The 16424-nt window shown below is 38.8% G+C and carries 14 protein-coding genes and 1 other RNA gene; 9 read left to right on the forward strand and 6 right to left on the reverse strand.

What is annotated here, in order from left to right:
- The 3 genes from ABJH98_RS08570 to ABJH98_RS08580 all read left to right on the forward strand — a co-directional run.
- Positions 1-3415, forward strand: a 3415-nt coding sequence (locus ABJH98_RS08570; protein WP_348307249.1) for a gliding motility-associated C-terminal domain-containing protein, incomplete at its 5' end; no start/stop codon positions are given.
- A gap of 6 nt (positions 3416-3421) precedes the next feature.
- The gene (locus ABJH98_RS08575; RefSeq protein ID WP_348307250.1) at positions 3422-4351 is read left to right on the forward strand and encodes a type IX secretion system membrane protein PorP/SprF; all 930 of its coding nucleotides are present in this window, start codon (positions 3422-3424) and stop codon (positions 4349-4351) included.
- A 113-nt stretch (positions 4352-4464) separates the two neighbouring features.
- Positions 4465-5721, forward strand: a complete 1257-nt coding sequence (locus ABJH98_RS08580; RefSeq protein WP_348307251.1) for a Xaa-Pro peptidase family protein — start codon at positions 4465-4467, stop codon at positions 5719-5721.
- A gap of 4 nt (positions 5722-5725) precedes the next feature.
- On the opposite strand, the gene ABJH98_RS08585 is transcribed toward ABJH98_RS08580, so the two are convergent.
- Together ABJH98_RS08585 and ABJH98_RS08590 are read right to left on the reverse strand one after the other, a co-directional pair.
- The gene (locus ABJH98_RS08585) at positions 5726-6097 is read right to left on the reverse strand and encodes a DUF6768 family protein (RefSeq protein ID WP_348307252.1); all 372 of its coding nucleotides are present in this window, start codon (positions 6095-6097) and stop codon (positions 5726-5728) included.
- Positions 6081-6668 (reverse strand): sigma-70 family RNA polymerase sigma factor, encoded by a 588-nt coding sequence (locus tag ABJH98_RS08590; protein ID WP_348307253.1) that lies wholly within the window; start codon positions 6666-6668, stop codon positions 6081-6083. Before ABJH98_RS08590 ends, ABJH98_RS08585 begins: the two co-directional genes overlap by 17 nt.
- A gap of 165 nt (positions 6669-6833) precedes the next feature.
- Here ABJH98_RS08590 and ssrA point away from each other — a divergent pair.
- Both ssrA and ABJH98_RS08600 read left to right on the forward strand, forming a co-directional pair.
- Positions 6834-7229: a transfer-messenger RNA gene (gene ssrA, locus ABJH98_RS08595) on the forward strand.
- 160 nt (positions 7230-7389) lie between these two features.
- Positions 7390-7641: a GIY-YIG nuclease family protein gene (locus tag ABJH98_RS08600; RefSeq protein WP_348307254.1), complete on the forward strand. Its 252-nt coding sequence runs from the start codon at positions 7390-7392 to the stop codon at positions 7639-7641.
- Between the two features lie 90 nt (positions 7642-7731).
- On the opposite strand, the gene ABJH98_RS08605 is transcribed toward ABJH98_RS08600, so the two are convergent.
- Both ABJH98_RS08605 and ABJH98_RS08610 read right to left on the reverse strand, forming a co-directional pair.
- Positions 7732-9528 (reverse strand): M2 family metallopeptidase, encoded by a 1797-nt coding sequence (locus tag ABJH98_RS08605; protein ID WP_348307255.1) that lies wholly within the window; start codon positions 9526-9528, stop codon positions 7732-7734.
- A gap of 80 nt (positions 9529-9608) precedes the next feature.
- Complete coding sequence (locus ABJH98_RS08610) at positions 9609-10589, reverse strand: SDR family oxidoreductase (RefSeq protein WP_348307256.1); 981 nt, start codon at positions 10587-10589, stop codon at positions 9609-9611.
- A gap of 321 nt (positions 10590-10910) precedes the next feature.
- On the opposite strand from ABJH98_RS08610, the gene ABJH98_RS08615 reads away from it, so the two are divergent.
- Both ABJH98_RS08615 and ABJH98_RS08620 read left to right on the forward strand, forming a co-directional pair.
- Positions 10911-11360 carry a hypothetical protein gene (locus ABJH98_RS08615; RefSeq protein WP_348307257.1) on the forward strand — a complete coding sequence of 150 codons (450 nt, stop codon included), beginning with the start codon at positions 10911-10913 and terminating at the stop codon, positions 11358-11360.
- Positions 11361-11460: 100 nt separating this feature from the next.
- Positions 11461-13665: a radical SAM protein gene (locus ABJH98_RS08620; RefSeq protein WP_348307258.1), complete on the forward strand. Its 2205-nt coding sequence runs from the start codon at positions 11461-11463 to the stop codon at positions 13663-13665.
- A 55-nt stretch (positions 13666-13720) separates the two neighbouring features.
- Here the strand turns inward: ABJH98_RS08620 and ABJH98_RS08625 are convergent, their stop codons facing one another.
- Together ABJH98_RS08625 and ABJH98_RS08630 are read right to left on the reverse strand one after the other, a co-directional pair.
- The gene (locus ABJH98_RS08625) at positions 13721-13897 is read right to left on the reverse strand and encodes a hypothetical protein (protein ID WP_348307259.1); all 177 of its coding nucleotides are present in this window, start codon (positions 13895-13897) and stop codon (positions 13721-13723) included.
- Positions 13898-14113: 216 nt separating this feature from the next.
- The gene (locus tag ABJH98_RS08630; RefSeq protein ID WP_348307260.1) at positions 14114-14731 is read right to left on the reverse strand and encodes a histidine phosphatase family protein; all 618 of its coding nucleotides are present in this window, start codon (positions 14729-14731) and stop codon (positions 14114-14116) included.
- Between the two features lie 110 nt (positions 14732-14841).
- On the opposite strand from ABJH98_RS08630, the gene ABJH98_RS08635 reads away from it, so the two are divergent.
- Complete coding sequence (locus ABJH98_RS08635; RefSeq protein WP_348307261.1) at positions 14842-15207, forward strand: hotdog fold thioesterase; 366 nt, start codon at positions 14842-14844, stop codon at positions 15205-15207.
- Entirely contained in the window at positions 15207-16424 is a 1218-nt protein-coding gene (locus tag ABJH98_RS08640) for a chorismate-binding protein (RefSeq protein WP_348307262.1), read from the forward strand. The genes ABJH98_RS08635 and ABJH98_RS08640 overlap by 1 nt, the downstream gene beginning before the upstream one ends.

Raw genomic sequence — 16424 nt, forward strand, 5'->3', positions numbered from 1 at the left:
GGGTACCAATATCGGTAACGGTGACTTGACCGTACAAATCACTGGTGGAGCTGCTGTAAGTGACTATGCCTTCAGATGGTTCAGAGGTACCGATGTAACTGATACCGATAGTGAAATCACTGGAGCTGCATTCACTAACACCGACCAAGGGTCGGCTGTGATTACTGGTGGGGATGATGAAACTATCTCTGACCTCTCGCCTGGACAATACACCGTATTGGTCACTGACAACGATGGTAATGATACCGATGATGGATGTTTCTCTACTACTACATTCACTATCACTAATAATCCTTCATCACCTACTCTAGATGAGGCGAATATTGAATTAAACATCACGCATGTGGATGATTGTGGAGGAAGTAATGGATCTATAGTAATCTTAGATGCTGACGTGCCAACTGGAGATGTTACTGATTACGACTTCACTTGGTATTCTAACAGTCCACTAACAGACTTAGGAGTTGCTAGTACAACTACAACATTGAACAGTCTTGAACCAGGACTATATTATGTCAAAGCAACTAATCAATCTACTGGCTGTAGCACAGGTCAAGTTCCATTTGAAGTTGAAGATCAATCAGTAGCACCTGAAGTTACTGTCACTGTCAATACTATTGACACAAGTTGTGACTCTGATGCGAATGAAGGAAACGGTGCTTTGGATTGGGTAATTACTAATGACGACGGTGGTAACTACTCGTATCAGTGGTATGCAGGTACAACAGTAGCTACCGGAACTATGCTAACTGATGGAGGAAGTATTACGGGAGCGTCAGGTGCTGCAAGTACCACAACTAGCGGTACTCTATCTGGAATTGATGGAGGAGCATACATCATAGTTGTAACTGATGAAAGTAATCCAAGCAATACCTGTAGTACTGAAGCTACTCTATTGAATGGAGGTGAAGCGGATCTATTAGATGAAGATATAGCTGAATATGAAATTGTAGATGCTACCATAATGGCAAATACATTCTGTGGAAGTGGAAGCGGTTCATATGAAGTAACTGATATTGAAATTGATGGGGTTTCATCTGGTGTGGCTGGCTTCGATTTTAGCTATTCAAAAGCAGATGGAAGTGCACATGGAGGAACGCAGACAGGAACTGATCCATTGATTGAAGATTTAGAACCAGGCATTTACCAGGTAACTTTTACAAATACTGCTACGCAGTGCGAAGGAAATACAATTGACTTTGAGATTGAGGATGACTCGACAACACCTACGATAGTATTTACTCTCGATCGAGCTGATGAATATTGCACAGGTGGTAATGGTGAATTAACAATTGCTGCAACAGATGCAACCAGCATTGCCAATGGGGTTACCTATCTCTGGGGTGATGGCGAGACTACTGCACAAATCACCGGTCTGGATGAAGATACCTATACAGTCACGGTCACTGATGCTGTAACTGGATGTGCCACTACAGATAGCTATGTAGTACCATTTGATCCAATAGATATATTAATAGATGTCACGAATGATGTGGTAATTACACCTACAACAGAGTGTAGTACCAACGTCAACGGTAGTATTGAAATCACAGCTATATCGCCTGATAATGTAACTGATTACAATTACACATTACATACAGGTACTTATGTTTCTGGAGGAGGTTCTGCCGCAGGAAATACTGGATTGTTTGAAAATCTAGCAGCAGATACTTATTACGTAGAAGCTACAAGTACGCTATCTGGATGTATCTCTGATGTCTTTGAATTCATTGTTGAAGATGAGAGTACTCCTCCTGTAGTGGCTCAGACCGCATTTAGCCTTCAAAGCAATTGTGATCCAGACACTCCAAATGGTTCATTAACTGTAACCGCAGATGGTTCTTCTAGTTTAACAGATTATAGTTTCAATTGGAGCAGTGCATCTGGAACACCTGGACCAGTAAATAATCCTACTTATTCTGGATTAGCGGAAGGAACATATACTGTAGAAGTACAAGACTTAAACACCTTGTGTATCACCACAGAAGAATATGGAATGTCTGATGATCCTACCAACATTTTGATACTTAACAATACACTTACAGGTAATGAAAATTGTGATCCTGTAACTGCCAATGGTTCTGTAACTATTGATGTTGTCATTCCAGAATCAGGAACATTTGAGTATTACTTATTTGAAGGAGAAATCTCCAACCCAGATTTAGATGCAAGTAATCAACTTACTAGCAATAGAAGTAATACACTTGACGAAGGTGACTATACAGTTGTTGTTTTCAATTTGGACAACAATTGTGAATCTGATCCGCATTATGTGGAGATTGAATCTGATAAAGACGTCATGGAATTGTCTTTAATTGAAGACCATGCCTTAACTAAGTGTGACTTTGTAAATGTTCAAGCTGATGGACAAGCTACGGCCATACCAGGTCCATTGAGTGCTTCACGTTACTTCATCACATGGCATGATGGACCAAGTATCACTGATGCTGTTCTTGACTCTGCTTATACTGTGCATAATTTAATGGCCGAAACTTTTGCAGTGCAATTGACAGATAAAATCACTGGGTGTACGATTGATGATCAAATCACGATTAGCACAGATATCGAATTGGTTCCAGAACCATTGATCGAGTTGATTAATGATCTTACCAACTGTATCACTCCAAATGGTGCATTGTCTGCTTCAATCAATGAAGAAGTGTCAGGTTACACCTTTGAATGGCAAGATGGAAGTGGCACTGTGGTAAGTTCACAGTATAGTGTAGCAGGGCTTGATTTAGGAACTTACACTGTACGAGCGACAGATCTTACTTCTGAATGTGTGTCTGAAGGGATAAGTATGGAAATCCAGGACGGAAGAGTAATTCCAGAGTTTACCGTAACAACAACTGAATCAACTTGTTCTGAGCTCGCGTTTGGTTCTGAATCTGAATATGCAGGAAATGGTGAAGCAAGGCTAGTCTTCACTACAAATTCATCTATAGAAAACCAATATTGGGCCTTTGACACTGGTAGTCCTATTGACCCTGCAGATGAATCAAGTATTATCAGCACCAATGAAAGCATGAGTGGATTGAGCCCTGGAGATTACAGAGTAATGGTCATAGATGATCAGGACTGTTCTTCCGATGCAACATTCGAAGTGGATACTGATATTGAAATATTTAATGGAGTGTCTGACAATGGTGATGGTAAGAATGACTATTTTAGAATCTCTTGTGCAGATAGATTCGAGAACAACAGTTTGAAAATTTACACAAGATCAGGTACTTTGGTTTACCAAACTTCAAGATATGAAGATGATGTCAATGGAAATGTCTTTACTGGTAAGAGAAACACTGGAACAGGTGGAGGAAGTAATGGCTTGCCATCTGGAACTTATTTCTATATTTTTGACAAAGGTGAAGGCAACGACGGAGATGTTTACCAAGGATATTTAGAATTGGTCAGATAACAATAAATGAAACTGATAAAAGGAATTTTTGTAGGTGTATTGATGAGTATGAGTCTGCTGTCTTCAGCACAGCAGCGACCAGTATTTTCAACCTACCCATATAATGGTCTCGCACTGAACCCTGCTTATGCTGGGAGCTTAAATCTATTTTCAGCCATTCTTACCAATAGGAATCAATGGGTGAATATTGATGGAGCACCCGTGTACCAATCACTTACTGCTCACACCACACTTCGAGAAAAGAACGTGGGTGTTGGATTGAATGTGGTTAGAGACGTAGTGGGTGTGCATGAACAATACAGTGTGTATGGAAGTTTTGCTTATAAAATAAGAATGAGCAAAGGAATTTTAGCCATGGGATTGCAAGGAGGATTCGATCAAAGAACGTCCAATCTTGATCAAATCAATTGGTTTGAACAAGATGATCCGCTTTCTGTTTACACAAAATCGTTCAATCCAAATTTTGGGATGGGCATCTATTTTGCCAACAGAGATTATTTTATTGGAGCTTCTATTCCTTATTTTCTTACACCTGACGTAATTGATGGAGGTGGTGACAATGCTGTTCCATCTGAAGGTAAAGCTTCTAGATATTATTATGTTACAGCTGGATTTGTAAAGGATATCAATAGAAATCTTAAAATTAGTCCGTCCGTCTTATTAAGACTACAAGATGATTCTCCTGTCGCATTTGACATCAATTTGAATTTCATTCTCAACGAAATTATTTATGCTGGGGTATCCTATCGTTATCAGGATTCCTTTTCATTAATGACACAATTGGTTCTGAATGAAAATTTTAGAATTGGATATGCCTATGATATCCCCATAGGGAGTCTAGGGACATATACGGCTGGATCACATGAAATCTTCCTTAATTATCGAATTCCACTCAAATTCAGTAAAAAAGATGGCCTTTGTCCCGTATATTTTTAAAAATATCCAATCCCGCTTACTGCGGGATTTTTTATGACCATTCGTCACTTTTTCTATTTCCTTAAATCTTAATTTCACTAAATTGTTGATGAAAGAAACATTAACAACGAAAAGTGAATAGAAGAAAATTTATTGAAAACAGTGCATTAGCAGGGTCAGGTTTAGCAATCATAGGAGCTGCATCTTGCACAACAAAAAGCTCTACCGAAAATAAAATCAATATCCAGTCTATCATGGATGATGTTGAGTTCATTGATTCCGAAGACAGAAAAAAAAGAATAGAAAAAGCAGCATTGCTTATGCAGCAAAATAGCATAGATGCTGTTTTTATAGAATCAGGTACTTCGTTAGACTACTTCACTGGCATCAAATGGTGGCCAAGTGAACGGCTCACTGGCGTCTTAATTTTCTCTGACGGCACACTACAATACATTGGACCTGCGTTTGAAAAAGAGCGATTAGAAGAAATGATTACCATAAAGGGTGACGTGGCCAGCTGGGAGGAACATGAGAACCCTTTTGAATTAGTAGCAAAATTATTCAAAGCTAAAAGTAGTGCTACAGCCACTCTGGGAATGGAAGAAAACGTTCGGTTCTTTCAATCGAATGGTATCTCCTTTTACCTGCCTCAAGCTACTATTACTAATGCAAAACCAGTTACAGCTGGGTGTAGAATGATAAAGTCGCCTAAGGAGCTCGCGCTGATGAAAAAAGCAAATGAGATTACTTTAGAAGCCTATCGTATTGGGTTTTCACAATTAAAAGAAGGTATGTCTCAATATGATTTAAGTAGTATTGTCGCAGAAGCTAGTACAGCCCTTGGTGCTACAGAGGCAGGATGGGCAGGTGCTATGTTTGGAGCATATACAGCCTTCCCACATGGCAGTAAAACAGCACAACAATTACGAGAAGGTGATCTGGTGCTAATAGACGGGGGCTGCAAATTAGGTGGCTATCAAGCGGATATTACACGAACTACAATCTTCGGACAACCTACACAGCGACAACAAGATGTTTGGAATATTGTGAAAGAGGCTCAAACGGCAGTATTTGAGCAAGCCAAAGCTGGTGTTCCCTGCGAACTACTCGATGCCACAGCAAGAGCTGTTGTGAACAAACACGGTTTAGGCAACGGATACGAAAACTTCTTTCATCGGGTTGGACATGGAATAGGCATGGATTTTCACGAATGGGAATATTTAGTCAAAGGTAACTCCACTCCTATGCAACCTGGTATGTGTTTTTCCAATGAACCCGGTATCTATATCTATGGCGAATTTGGCGTGCGGTTAGAAGACTGTTTTTATATCACTGAAAATGGATATGAAGCCTTCACCCCGCAAAGCCCATCTATTGAAAGTCCCATTTAATCATTTAGTCATGATGCGCGATCAACAACTGCAACCGCTTCAATTCTCGCATCATGGCATTTTTGTTCATTTGACTCCAATTCCAAAGTTTTAACATGGTAGGCACAGACATGGCACCTATCAGCCCCAGACTCCAGCGAATCAATGAGTTAGTATTTTCTACTTCCAATACTTTAAATAAACAAAAAACAGACAGTGCGATAAAAGAAATTGAAACCAAGACATTTCCAATCGTCCACCATTTCATTTTCCCTTCAAATAATCCGCCAATCATTTCAAAAGGAGATTGCTCCTTTAAATCTTCATAGAAAGCAGCTTCCTCATTAGAAAGTGCGGTTTTAATCATCTCATCAATTTCATTACTTTGATTTTTCATAACTCTTTTGTTTTAAAATTTTTTTCAACTTTTCACGGGCATGGAATAAACGAGATTTGACTGTTCCTTTCGGAATGCACAGAATACTGGCAATGGATTCAATAGAGTTTGATTCTAAATAATACAGTACCAGAATTAGTTTACTCTCAGCATTCAATTGATTCAGGCTCATCTCCAATGCGTTCATCTCAGACCCATCATCATCAGTAGCACCATCAGTATAATTTGTAGCGCTAGTGTTATCAATTTGATCATTTCCATACGCGAATTTGTCTTGGTTTACTCTCTCCTTTTGATGTTTTCGTACCCAATCTATAGACCGTCGGTCTACAATGGTACGTATCCAAGAGCTGAATTTATTTACATCTTCTAGCCGACTAAGGTTAGTTACTAGCCACTGCCAAACATCCTGAACTATGTCTTCCGACTGTTCCCAATCTTTGGTTCTGATGTGAGACTGGTACAAGAGCTTCTTGTGCCATTTGACCACCAAGTGTTCGAAAGCTTCACGATCACCATTTTGAGATTGGAGTACCAGTAATTCGTCTAATATTTGTGACTTTTCATTCATTTCTCACTAGACAGTCGTAAAAAATTGGGATCGGTTCAATGTTATGAAAAAAAATTTACTTTCATCAATTTATAAAATCTAACATCCAGCATTCATATATTCTCGTATTATCAACTAAGTTTGCGCACGCAAAAAGCCAAGTCTTTTTGCCGTTCATTGATTTATGGGGTCGACCGGTTTTGACAGTAAGTGTGGATATTGTACTTGCATGTCGGGTGTTGAGTAAGCACACGTGATCAATTTACTCATATTCTATTTGGCGAATCTAATTACGCCATGGCTGCTTAATTTTTTGCGATAGCAAAAATTATTAATCTTGGCTAAGAGTCAAGACAGACACATCCCTCCAGGCTTTTGTCTTATGAGCAGGATCAAGGGGTGTCACCCAGTAAGACTAGCCTGAGGCAAAGTTGCTAACCGATGGCGAAGCTAAAGTAACTGGTAGGAAAAGTGGGTTGTTGAACGCCAGCTCTCCTATGAGATCCTAAGTTTCAACTATGCATGTAGACGGTCCAATATGACCTTATCTGGACGAGGGTTCGATTCCCTCCGACTCCACCTTCGCCCGCCGAAGCTCGACCAAAGGAAGAGCGCAGGCGGGCTATTTTAAAACCCTCTGAAGTAAATTATGCATAACTTGGCTCCGGCGGAGAATCTCCACTTTTCATATTAAGTTTGATGAAATCCAACTATTTTTAGTTCCATAACCTAACTCACAATCATGGATACTTGGACAGTTTACATGCTCAAATGTGCTGATGATACACATTATACGGGGTGTACTATGAACTTAGAGAAAAGACTGATCAGGCATAGGCGTGGTGAAGTAAAATACACATCAACCAGACTTCCTATTGAGGTGGAAACATACATCGTATTTACAGATAAGTACAAAGCCTTTTACTTTGAAAAGTATCTCAAATCTGGATCAGGAAGAGCATTTGCACTCAAAAGATTAATCGTCAAGAAATAAGTTGTTCCGACTCCACCTTCGCTCACCAAAGCTCCTTCCGTTCAATCGCAATTATATTGAGATTGTATCACATCAAGCTGTATTACAAATCTACATTGGCTTGTCGCCAAGGGTATGCTCTCTGCCTTCGTTTTGTTCTTGTAAATAACTCATCAAAGGCTCAAAGTATTTGAGCATGGCTTTTGCGCTGATTTCTTCACCAGTGTTTTCTTTCATCAACACTCTCCAATCTTCTGTAGCTCCTTTTGACAATATGCCTTGGAGGAATTCGCCAGCTTCTTTTGAACCAAAATAATTGGTGGCTCTAGGATCCTGTTTTAGGATATTTTCAGCAATATGGTTGTGCAATTGAAACAAGATGACAGTTGATAAGCTATAGTCATAGTATTGTGCTGGATCGTTATTGATGTGAGTTTTTGATGCTGCATCACAATACTCCTCACCTCTTTCTGTAGGTGGGACAATTCCTTGATATTTTTTCTTTAATTCCCACCACTTTTTATTGTATTGATCCATTGGCAGTGACTCAGCATAGAGACTGTTTTCAAATTGTGTCATCACACCAGAACCCCAAGGCATCACGACGACCATATCAAGTGCTTCCTTCAGCAACACCTGCATGTCATCCGTCTCCACCCCTTCATCTATCAGCCCAAGACCCTCTAAGAATGGCTTCTGCATAGCCGCTAATCCCATTTGTGATCCAACACCTTCATGAAAAGCACGGTTAGCGCCTCCTCTTAGAAGTGGTGGCACATCAGGATTTGTATATTCCATATAGTAGTAGATATGTCCTAATTCGTGATGTGTAGTTTCATACCACCTGGCATTGGGTGTCACGCTCATCAAACTTCTGACATCCTGTTGCAAGTCCATATGCCAGGCCGAGGCGTGATTATTCTTTTTGTAATCCGCTTCCTCTGGTAAAGGATATAGACTGGACTTATCATAAAAACTCTGTGGCAGTGGTTCAAACCCCATACTCACATAAAACAGTTCAGCTTGTTTCACCAACCATTCTGGACCTTTTTTTTCAAGAATAGCATCCAAATCAATGCCTTCTACTTCAACCATTGAGGACCAGCTCTGTCCCCACCTATTAGGCAGCCAGTGTGCAGGCAACATTTCTGGTACTTCTTGTTCATACTTGGTAGCTAATTCATAACGCGCATAGGTGTGTAGTTCTCTATACAGTGGCCAAATATCCTGAATCAACTGCTCACACAAAGCCAGCATTTCTTCTCTCGACATTCCATAGTCTGATACCTGATAGCTGAAGTAATCGTTATAATCCAAAGCCTGAACGGTTTGATTTCTAAGGTTGACTAAATTTCCTAAGCCATCTTTCAAACCAACTCCAACTTCTTTACTTGTATTCCATGCGGCAAGTCTTTCGTCTAGATTATCACTGGTTTTTAATATTTCATCAATTTCGTTGGTACTTACAGATTTTCCATCAATTTGGAAATCAAAACCAAACAAAGCTGCATTTTGCGCTGCATCAGCTTTAATTTTTTCTTCTACCAAATTTGAAACTGTCCCTGGATTAGATGCGGCTGCATATAGAATGGCCTCCAATTGTTTGATCTGGATATTTGAGAGTGATGTTTTATTCTGAAGAAATTTGGTGGCTTGTTCGATGTTTTCAGCGCTGCCAGTAAAAGAGGCATAGGCACCGCCTGCCTGAGTTACATTATATGAAGCTAAAGTGTCTCCTTCAATTATCTTGGTGTTGGCTTGCCATTCGGCCTCACTATATTCTTTGTACAAAGCAAGAAATTGCTCAGTATAAGAATTGAGAAATTGATCTACATCTGAAACCTTTGTTTCGGTTTTAGGATTACAGCCTACTGAGGCTATTAGTAACAAGAAAGCTAGCTTTTTCATAATTTTTTGGATCAATGGACAACTAAAATAGTGAAGTATGAATCAAGTTCCTAATAGAACTGTGTTGCGAAATTTATGTTCTAACGATTCTCCCAAAACCATTTCACAGTTTCCTCCAATCCTTTCTTGAAATCAAATTTTGGGTCATAACCCAACAATCGCTTCGCCTTATCAATACTCGCCAATGAATGCGGGATATCGCCTTGTCTGTTTGGGCCGTGTTTAATTTCAATACCATTGATTGCAGCATCGTATTCGCTGAGGTATTTCTGTAGCCAGTTTGTTAAATCGTTCAACGTATTTCGCTCACCGTACGCCGTATTGTATACTTGGTTCAATGCGTTAGGATCAGATGTGGACAAGGCCAACAAGTTCATTTGAACAACATTGTCTATGTATGTAAAATCACGAGAATGAAGTCCATCGCCATTAATTATAGGCGACTCATGATTAATCAGAGTTTTAATAAATTTCGGAATTACTGCTGCATAGCCACCATCTGGATCCTGCTTTCGTCCAAAAACATTGAAGTATCGCAAACCAATCGTATTTAACCCATAAGTTTTGTTGAAAATATCTGCATACAGTTCATTCACGTACTTGGTAATGGCATACGGTGACAGCGGCTTCCCGATCTTTTCTTCGACTTTTGGGAGCGCTTCTGAATCACCATAGGTAGAAGAACTAGCTGCATAAATAAATCGATCTACTCTTTCTTCTTTAGCTGCTACCAGCATATTGAGAAAACCTGAGACATTCACGTCGTTAGTAGTGACTGGATCATTGATAGATCTAGGTACAGAACCCAATGCCGCTTGATGCAATATAATATCAACTCCCGATACAGCAGCATGGCACACTGAAATATCCCTGATATCATTTTCTATTAATGAAAACTTCGAATCCTTGAGAAGGGATTCAATATTGCTTCTTTTTCCAGTTGAGAAATTATCCAAACAAACAACTGAGTTATCAAGGTCTAATAGCTTTTCGCAAAGGTTAGAACCAATAAAACCAGCTCCACCTGTGACTAATATTTTTTTTCCTCTCACAAATTCCATGATTGCAAATTAAGAAGATTATTCAGAGATAATCTTAAATAGAAAATATTCTAATCATAGGATAAATATCGAAGTTGATCGAAAAAAATTGAAGTATGAGTATAATTTTCTTCTATTAGCAAAAGAATCATTTACGTTTTGAATAATTCCCCAAACATATGAGGGTAAACAAATGATTTGTTGTTCTAAAAATATCCTGCTCAAAACATAATAATGGTATCATTATTGAGTTTTTAAAATGTGTTATGAAAAGATCTCATTTGAGATCAGTTAGTCAATCGATCGGTGGGTCGGTTTTTTGAAATAAAAAATGTTAAGCAGATGAAAAAATTAGTAGCCATGCTATTGGTCGGTGCTCTAGGAGCTACAGCGACCGCTCAGGAGATCTCCTCCTATTCCCAATACAAAATCAACGAAGGAGTAAGTGTTGATGTAAAAAAAATAAAACGTGTAGAACAATACGGATGGGACAACTTCGAAGTGACCTATCGCTTGAAAAACAATACAGAATTTGATTTATTCAAAGTAGATATCACTTTATATCTTGTCGATAAAAATGACAGAGAAGTAGGCATAGTAGAAATTCATGATTTTAAAGTACCTAAAAATTCTGACGAAGAATATCACTACGTGGATCTACAGTCACCATACGTCAATGAAAAGTACAATAAGATCGTAGTGGTGAAAAACAACATTGAAGTACTAGTTGATAAACCAGAAGCAATCAGCATCGCCAAAATTAATTGTGAGCCTAATTTCAGTATGAAATAAAAAAAATTAAACAGGTAATAAAGAGGGTGACTCATTTGAGTTTCCCTCTTTTTGTTTTAAGTCATGGATATTCAGTGACAATTGCGAACTTTACGCTTAGATGACTCCGACAATTAAAACATTACTTCTCACTCCTCCTTTCACTCAACTCAATACGCCATATCCTGCTACTGCCTATCTCAAAGGATTTTTAAACAGCATAAAAAAACCAGCAGCCCAAGCGGACTTAGGCATAGAAGTCATTCATTCTTTATTCAGTCAAAAAGGACTTTCAAAGTTGTTTAACTCGGTTTCAGCATCAGACAACTTACACACTCCCAATGAGCAAAGGATTTTCAGTTTGCGAAACGAATACTTAGCTACTATTACGCCTGTCATTGCATTTTTACAGAATAAGAATCCAACACTGGCCTATTCAATTGCCGAGCGAGATTACCTGCCAGAAGCGTCCAGATTCCAACAATTAGATAATCTTGAATGGGCTTTTGGACAGTTAGGCATTCAAGACAAAGCCAGGCACTTATCCACCCTTTATTTGGAGGATTTAGCTGATTTTATTAAAAATACTACAGACCCATTTTTTGGTTTTAGTCGATATGCCGAACGATTGAGTTTATCTGTTCAATCTTTTGATCCCTTGTATGAATCACTAAATAACACTCCAACATTTACTGATGAATTACTTTTTGAATGTTTGCATCATAAGATTAAAACCGAACAATCCGATTTAGTTTGTCTGTCAGTTCCATTTCCTGGAAACTTGTATGGAGCCTTACGATGTGGCCAATATATTAAAACTCATTTTCCAGATATAAAAGTGGCTATGGGAGGCGGATATCCCAACACAGAATTGCGATCATTGAAAGACTCGCGACTTTTTGAATTCGTGGATTACATCACGCTAGATGACGGAGAAAAGCCCATTGAACTGATATTAGATCATTTGGAAGGAAAGATTGACGCTTCTAACCTCAAGAGAACGCTATTACTTGACGGAAATTCAGTCAAATATATCAATGGATCTAAACATCAGGACATTCCTTTCAGTCAAACTGGAACTCCAGATTACGATGGACTTGAGTTGGATAAATATCTTTCAGTCATTGAAATCACGAATCCGATGCATCGGCTTTGGAGTGATGGACGCTGGAATAAACTCACCATGGCCCATGGATGCTATTGGAAAAAATGTACGTTTTGTGATATCTCATTGGATTATATCAAAAACTATGAGCCCATTAGTGCATCAATCATTTGTGATAGAATGGAAAATCAGATCCGACAAACTGGTGAGACAGGGTTCCATTTTGTAGATGAAGCTGCCCCGCCGGCTCTCATGCGGGAGGTTGCTATAGAAATTCTTAAACGTAACCTTAAAGTAACTTGGTGGACCAATATCAGATTCGAAAAAAGGTTCACACCAGATCTCTGTCGGTTATTAAAAGCTTCAGGTTGCATTGCAGTTTCTGGTGGTCTTGAAGTTGCTTCAGATCGACTGCTAGAAAAAATACAAAAAGGCGTAACAGTTGCTCAGGTTGCCCAAGTCGCTGATAATTTCACGGCAAGTGGTATAATGGTCCATGCCTATCTCATGTATGGGTTTCCAACTCAGACCGCACAAGAAACGGTAGACTCTTTAGAAATGGTTCGCCAACTATTCGAACTCGGAGTTATTCAATCCGGATTTTGGCATCAATTCGCCATGACAGCTCATAGTCCTGTTGGTATGACGCCAGAAGTATTTGGCGCCAAAGCACTATTAACTAAAGCTGGTGATTTTGCGCATAACGATATTCCTCATGAAGACGCTGAGGGAGCTGATCATGCTCTTTTCAGTGAAGGGCTGAAGAAATCCTTGTTTAACTATATGCACGGCACCTGCTTTGATTTCCACTTGCAAGAATGGTTTGATTTTGAAATTCCAACCACAACAGTTTCTGAATTTGAAATAGAAATGTCTATTCAAAACAATCCTGGTACGCCAATTTTAAAAAGTACGAAATTAGTGTGGATCCGTACCCAACCATCGGTTTCATATTATACTAAGAAACAAAAAGGGGAAAAACAGACAAAGTGCAAATTTGAAATACATACCAATCAGCAAATTGACATTGCCGTATTCTCTGAAAACCAAGGCAAAATTTTAAATCAACTCTTTGATGAATTAATGCCTAATTCCAATGCATTGTTGACCATTGATGAATTTTGCAAATCATATGAATCAAGAGGAATTGAGAGTTTTGAAAAACTAATGAAAAGCCAAGGTTGGCAAACTCTTAGAAAGTCTGGCTTACTTTACATATAGTTTCTTGATTAAAGGTCTAAGAATTGAATTGAGAATTTGAAAAATGTACCCAACGTTAGTATCGCTCTATGATTTTTAATATTTCAAAAATGTGTTTATCGACATCATGAAGATTTTTGACAGAAAACTTACGGATATCTTCATCTGACATATCTCGCACGGCCATGACTAGGGAGTCAGTTTTATGTTTGATCACCTCGTACTTTTCCTTTTTCTCTTTAAAATCAGGCATAAATCTATCAGTTTAGGTTGTGAGTTTCAGGGCATTTGGACAGGTGGGCTATAATAAACCAAAACCCGGCTTCACCGGGTTTTGGGCTGAGTCGGCTTTTTTAAAGATGGATTAAATCTCGCCTACTAACCATTCCAACCGTTCAAGGACGGCTTCGGTGAATGAAGTTAATCAATATTCAGAAGAAGATCAATGTAGATAATGATTATAAATTCATCATTTTTCTAAATGTTCAATATCTCCATGTTTTATTATTCTATACTGATTGTTGATATGCTTAAATTGATACAAACAAAGATTGGCATGTTCAAATGCATCCATTTTCTCCAGTGGGTAATTGAGCATCCAACAAACCATCATACGCAGGGCTCTACCATGAGTAGCGATCAGTATATTTTCTTCTGATTCATTGGACATGATGTGCTTGATCGCTTCTTTTTGTCTGCTCACCACTTCTATCGGAGTTTCGCCCTCTCCTACAGCCAACTCCAAGTTACCCTGTGCCCAGCCAGCTATAGTGTCCAAATAGATCTGATGCATTTCTGGATCAAATGGCTGACCTTCATGTTTTCCCCAACTAATTTCATCCAGCCCTCCATGGCTTTCAAATGGAATCCCTTGATCTATAAATTGCTGAACAGTCTCCTTGGTTCTCTGTAATTCCGATACGTAAATTTTATCAAACTTTATGTGATTATAATTTTCATAAAATCCATTCGCTTGTTTCTTACCCGTATCATTGATCGAGGAATCTATGCCTCTGCCTTGCACTTTATTTTGCAGATTGAAATCAGTCTGTCCATGTCGGATGATGTATATATTTTTGGTTTTCAAGCGAATTGTCTTTTTGTTTGTATCAGGTGAATATAACCCACGAATTGAAAGAAAGAATGTTCCTCCCATCATTTACCCTCGAAGGTATAAATGCCTTCTCAAAAAACACTATGACTGACCATATTGGTATAGAATTTACCGAAATTGGTGAAGACTACGTAAAGGCCACTATGCCAGTAGACAGTAGAACTGTTCAGCCACTCAGAATGTTGCATGGAGGGGCTTCAGTAGTTTTGGCTGAGACGTTGGGAAGTGTAGCAGCTACGATGACTGTAAATCCAAATGAGCAATATTGCGTTGGACTAGATATCAATGCAAACCACATTAAAGCGGTAAAGAAAGGGAAAGTGGAAGGTATTGCCAGACCACTTCATATAGGTAAAAAGACTCAAGTTTGGGAAATAAAAATTACCAATAAAGAGGATCAACTGGTGTGTATTAGTCGAATAACGATGGCCGTGTTAGATAAAAAATAATGGATTCAATTAAGCAAACTACTCACACAACCCCCAGTACTGCTTTTCTTGAAAAGCTAGAAATTTTCTTCAATACAGGAATAAAAATGGATCTTCCTTTTGCCATATGGAGGAATCCCAGGGAAACGGTTATTCATTCCACTTTGCAACTTGATCAGGATAATAGCGTACCTGAAGAAATTGAAAATGCACCTACAGGCTTTATGATGAGCCCTTTTGAAGTTTCTGAAAATCATCAAAGTCAATTTATCAAATCAGACGTTCTTTTTGATAGTGATCTAAACGAGATATTGCTTGCTCCAGGATTTAAAGACAATGAAGGGAGGTTTGACAAATTCATTGGCCAGTTTTCAGCACTAATAGAAGACAAACAATTTGACTACAGAGATTTCTTAGAAGCGCCAGTTGCTTTCAAAGCTACAAAAGATGCTTATCTCTCTTTAGTTCAAAAATGCAAAGAATCGATTGCTGAAGGATACTATCAAAAAATAGTACCCTCGCGAAGAGAGAAATTTAGAACGGAAAAAAACTTCCATCCGGTCAAAGAACTAATTAAACTTTGCGAAGCCTATGAAAACGCCTTTGTTTCATTGGTATACATACCTAATCAAGGGCTCTGGCTGGGTGCGACACCTGAGCTTTTGATATCCGTTGACGCTAACCAGAATTTTGAAACCATATCACTAGCAGGTACACAAGAAATTAGACCTGGGTTTGAATTGGCTCAAGTGAGCTGGACTCAAAAAGAAATTGAAGAGCAGGCACTTGTGAGTCGATATATTATCAATTGCTTCAAAAAAATCCGACTCAGAGAATTTGACGAATATGGTCCCAAGACAGTAAAAGCAGGGAACTTAATTCACCTAAAAACTACCTTCAAAGTAAATATGGAAGCTTTGAACTTCCCTCAATTGGGAAGTGTCATGCTAAAATTGCTTCACCCGACATCAGCTGTTTGTGGAATGCCTATGATTCCAGCGGCAAAATTCCTACAGGAAAACGAAGCCTATGATAGAGCATATTATAGTGGCTACTTGGGACCTGTGAATTACGATGGAAATACCGCTTTGTTTGTCAATTTACGCTGTGCAAAAATTTACAAAAACGATATGATATTGTTTGCTGGTGCAGGAATTACAGAAGATAGTGACCCTGAAAAAGAATGGACAGAAACTGAAATTAAATTTCAAACGCTACTTAATGTCATTCAATCCTAA

Origin of the sequence: Reichenbachiella sp. (assembly GCF_039969095.1) — a bacterium.
Lineage (GTDB): Bacteria > Bacteroidota > Bacteroidia > Cytophagales > Cyclobacteriaceae > Reichenbachiella.

What these genes read in the sequence shown, in the direction of transcription:
- ABJH98_RS08575 (WP_348307250.1), top strand. Translation starts at nt 3,422, where the DNA reads ATGAAACTGATAAAAGGAATTTTTGTAGGTGTATTGATGAGTATGAGT.
- ABJH98_RS08610 (WP_348307256.1), bottom strand. Translation starts at nt 10,589, where the DNA reads ATGGAATTTGTGAGAGGAAAAAAAATATTAGTCACAGGTGGAGCTGGT.
- ABJH98_RS08620 (WP_348307258.1), top strand. Translation starts at nt 11,461, where the DNA reads ATGACTCCGACAATTAAAACATTACTTCTCACTCCTCCTTTCACTCAA.
- ABJH98_RS08600 (WP_348307254.1), top strand. Translation starts at nt 7,390, where the DNA reads ATGGATACTTGGACAGTTTACATGCTCAAATGTGCTGATGATACACAT.
- ABJH98_RS08605 (WP_348307255.1), bottom strand. Translation starts at nt 9,528, where the DNA reads ATGAAAAAGCTAGCTTTCTTGTTACTAATAGCCTCAGTAGGCTGTAAT.
- ABJH98_RS08640 (WP_348307262.1), top strand. Translation starts at nt 15,207, where the DNA reads ATGGATTCAATTAAGCAAACTACTCACACAACCCCCAGTACTGCTTTT.
- ABJH98_RS08625 (WP_348307259.1), bottom strand. Translation starts at nt 13,897, where the DNA reads ATGCCTGATTTTAAAGAGAAAAAGGAAAAGTACGAGGTGATCAAACAT.
- ABJH98_RS08585 (WP_348307252.1), bottom strand. Translation starts at nt 6,097, where the DNA reads ATGAAAAATCAAAGTAATGAAATTGATGAGATGATTAAAACCGCACTT.
- ABJH98_RS08590 (WP_348307253.1), bottom strand. Translation starts at nt 6,668, where the DNA reads ATGAATGAAAAGTCACAAATATTAGACGAATTACTGGTACTCCAATCT.
- ABJH98_RS08615 (WP_348307257.1), top strand. Translation starts at nt 10,911, where the DNA reads ATGAAAAAATTAGTAGCCATGCTATTGGTCGGTGCTCTAGGAGCTACA.
- ABJH98_RS08635 (WP_348307261.1), top strand. Translation starts at nt 14,842, where the DNA reads ATGACTGACCATATTGGTATAGAATTTACCGAAATTGGTGAAGACTAC.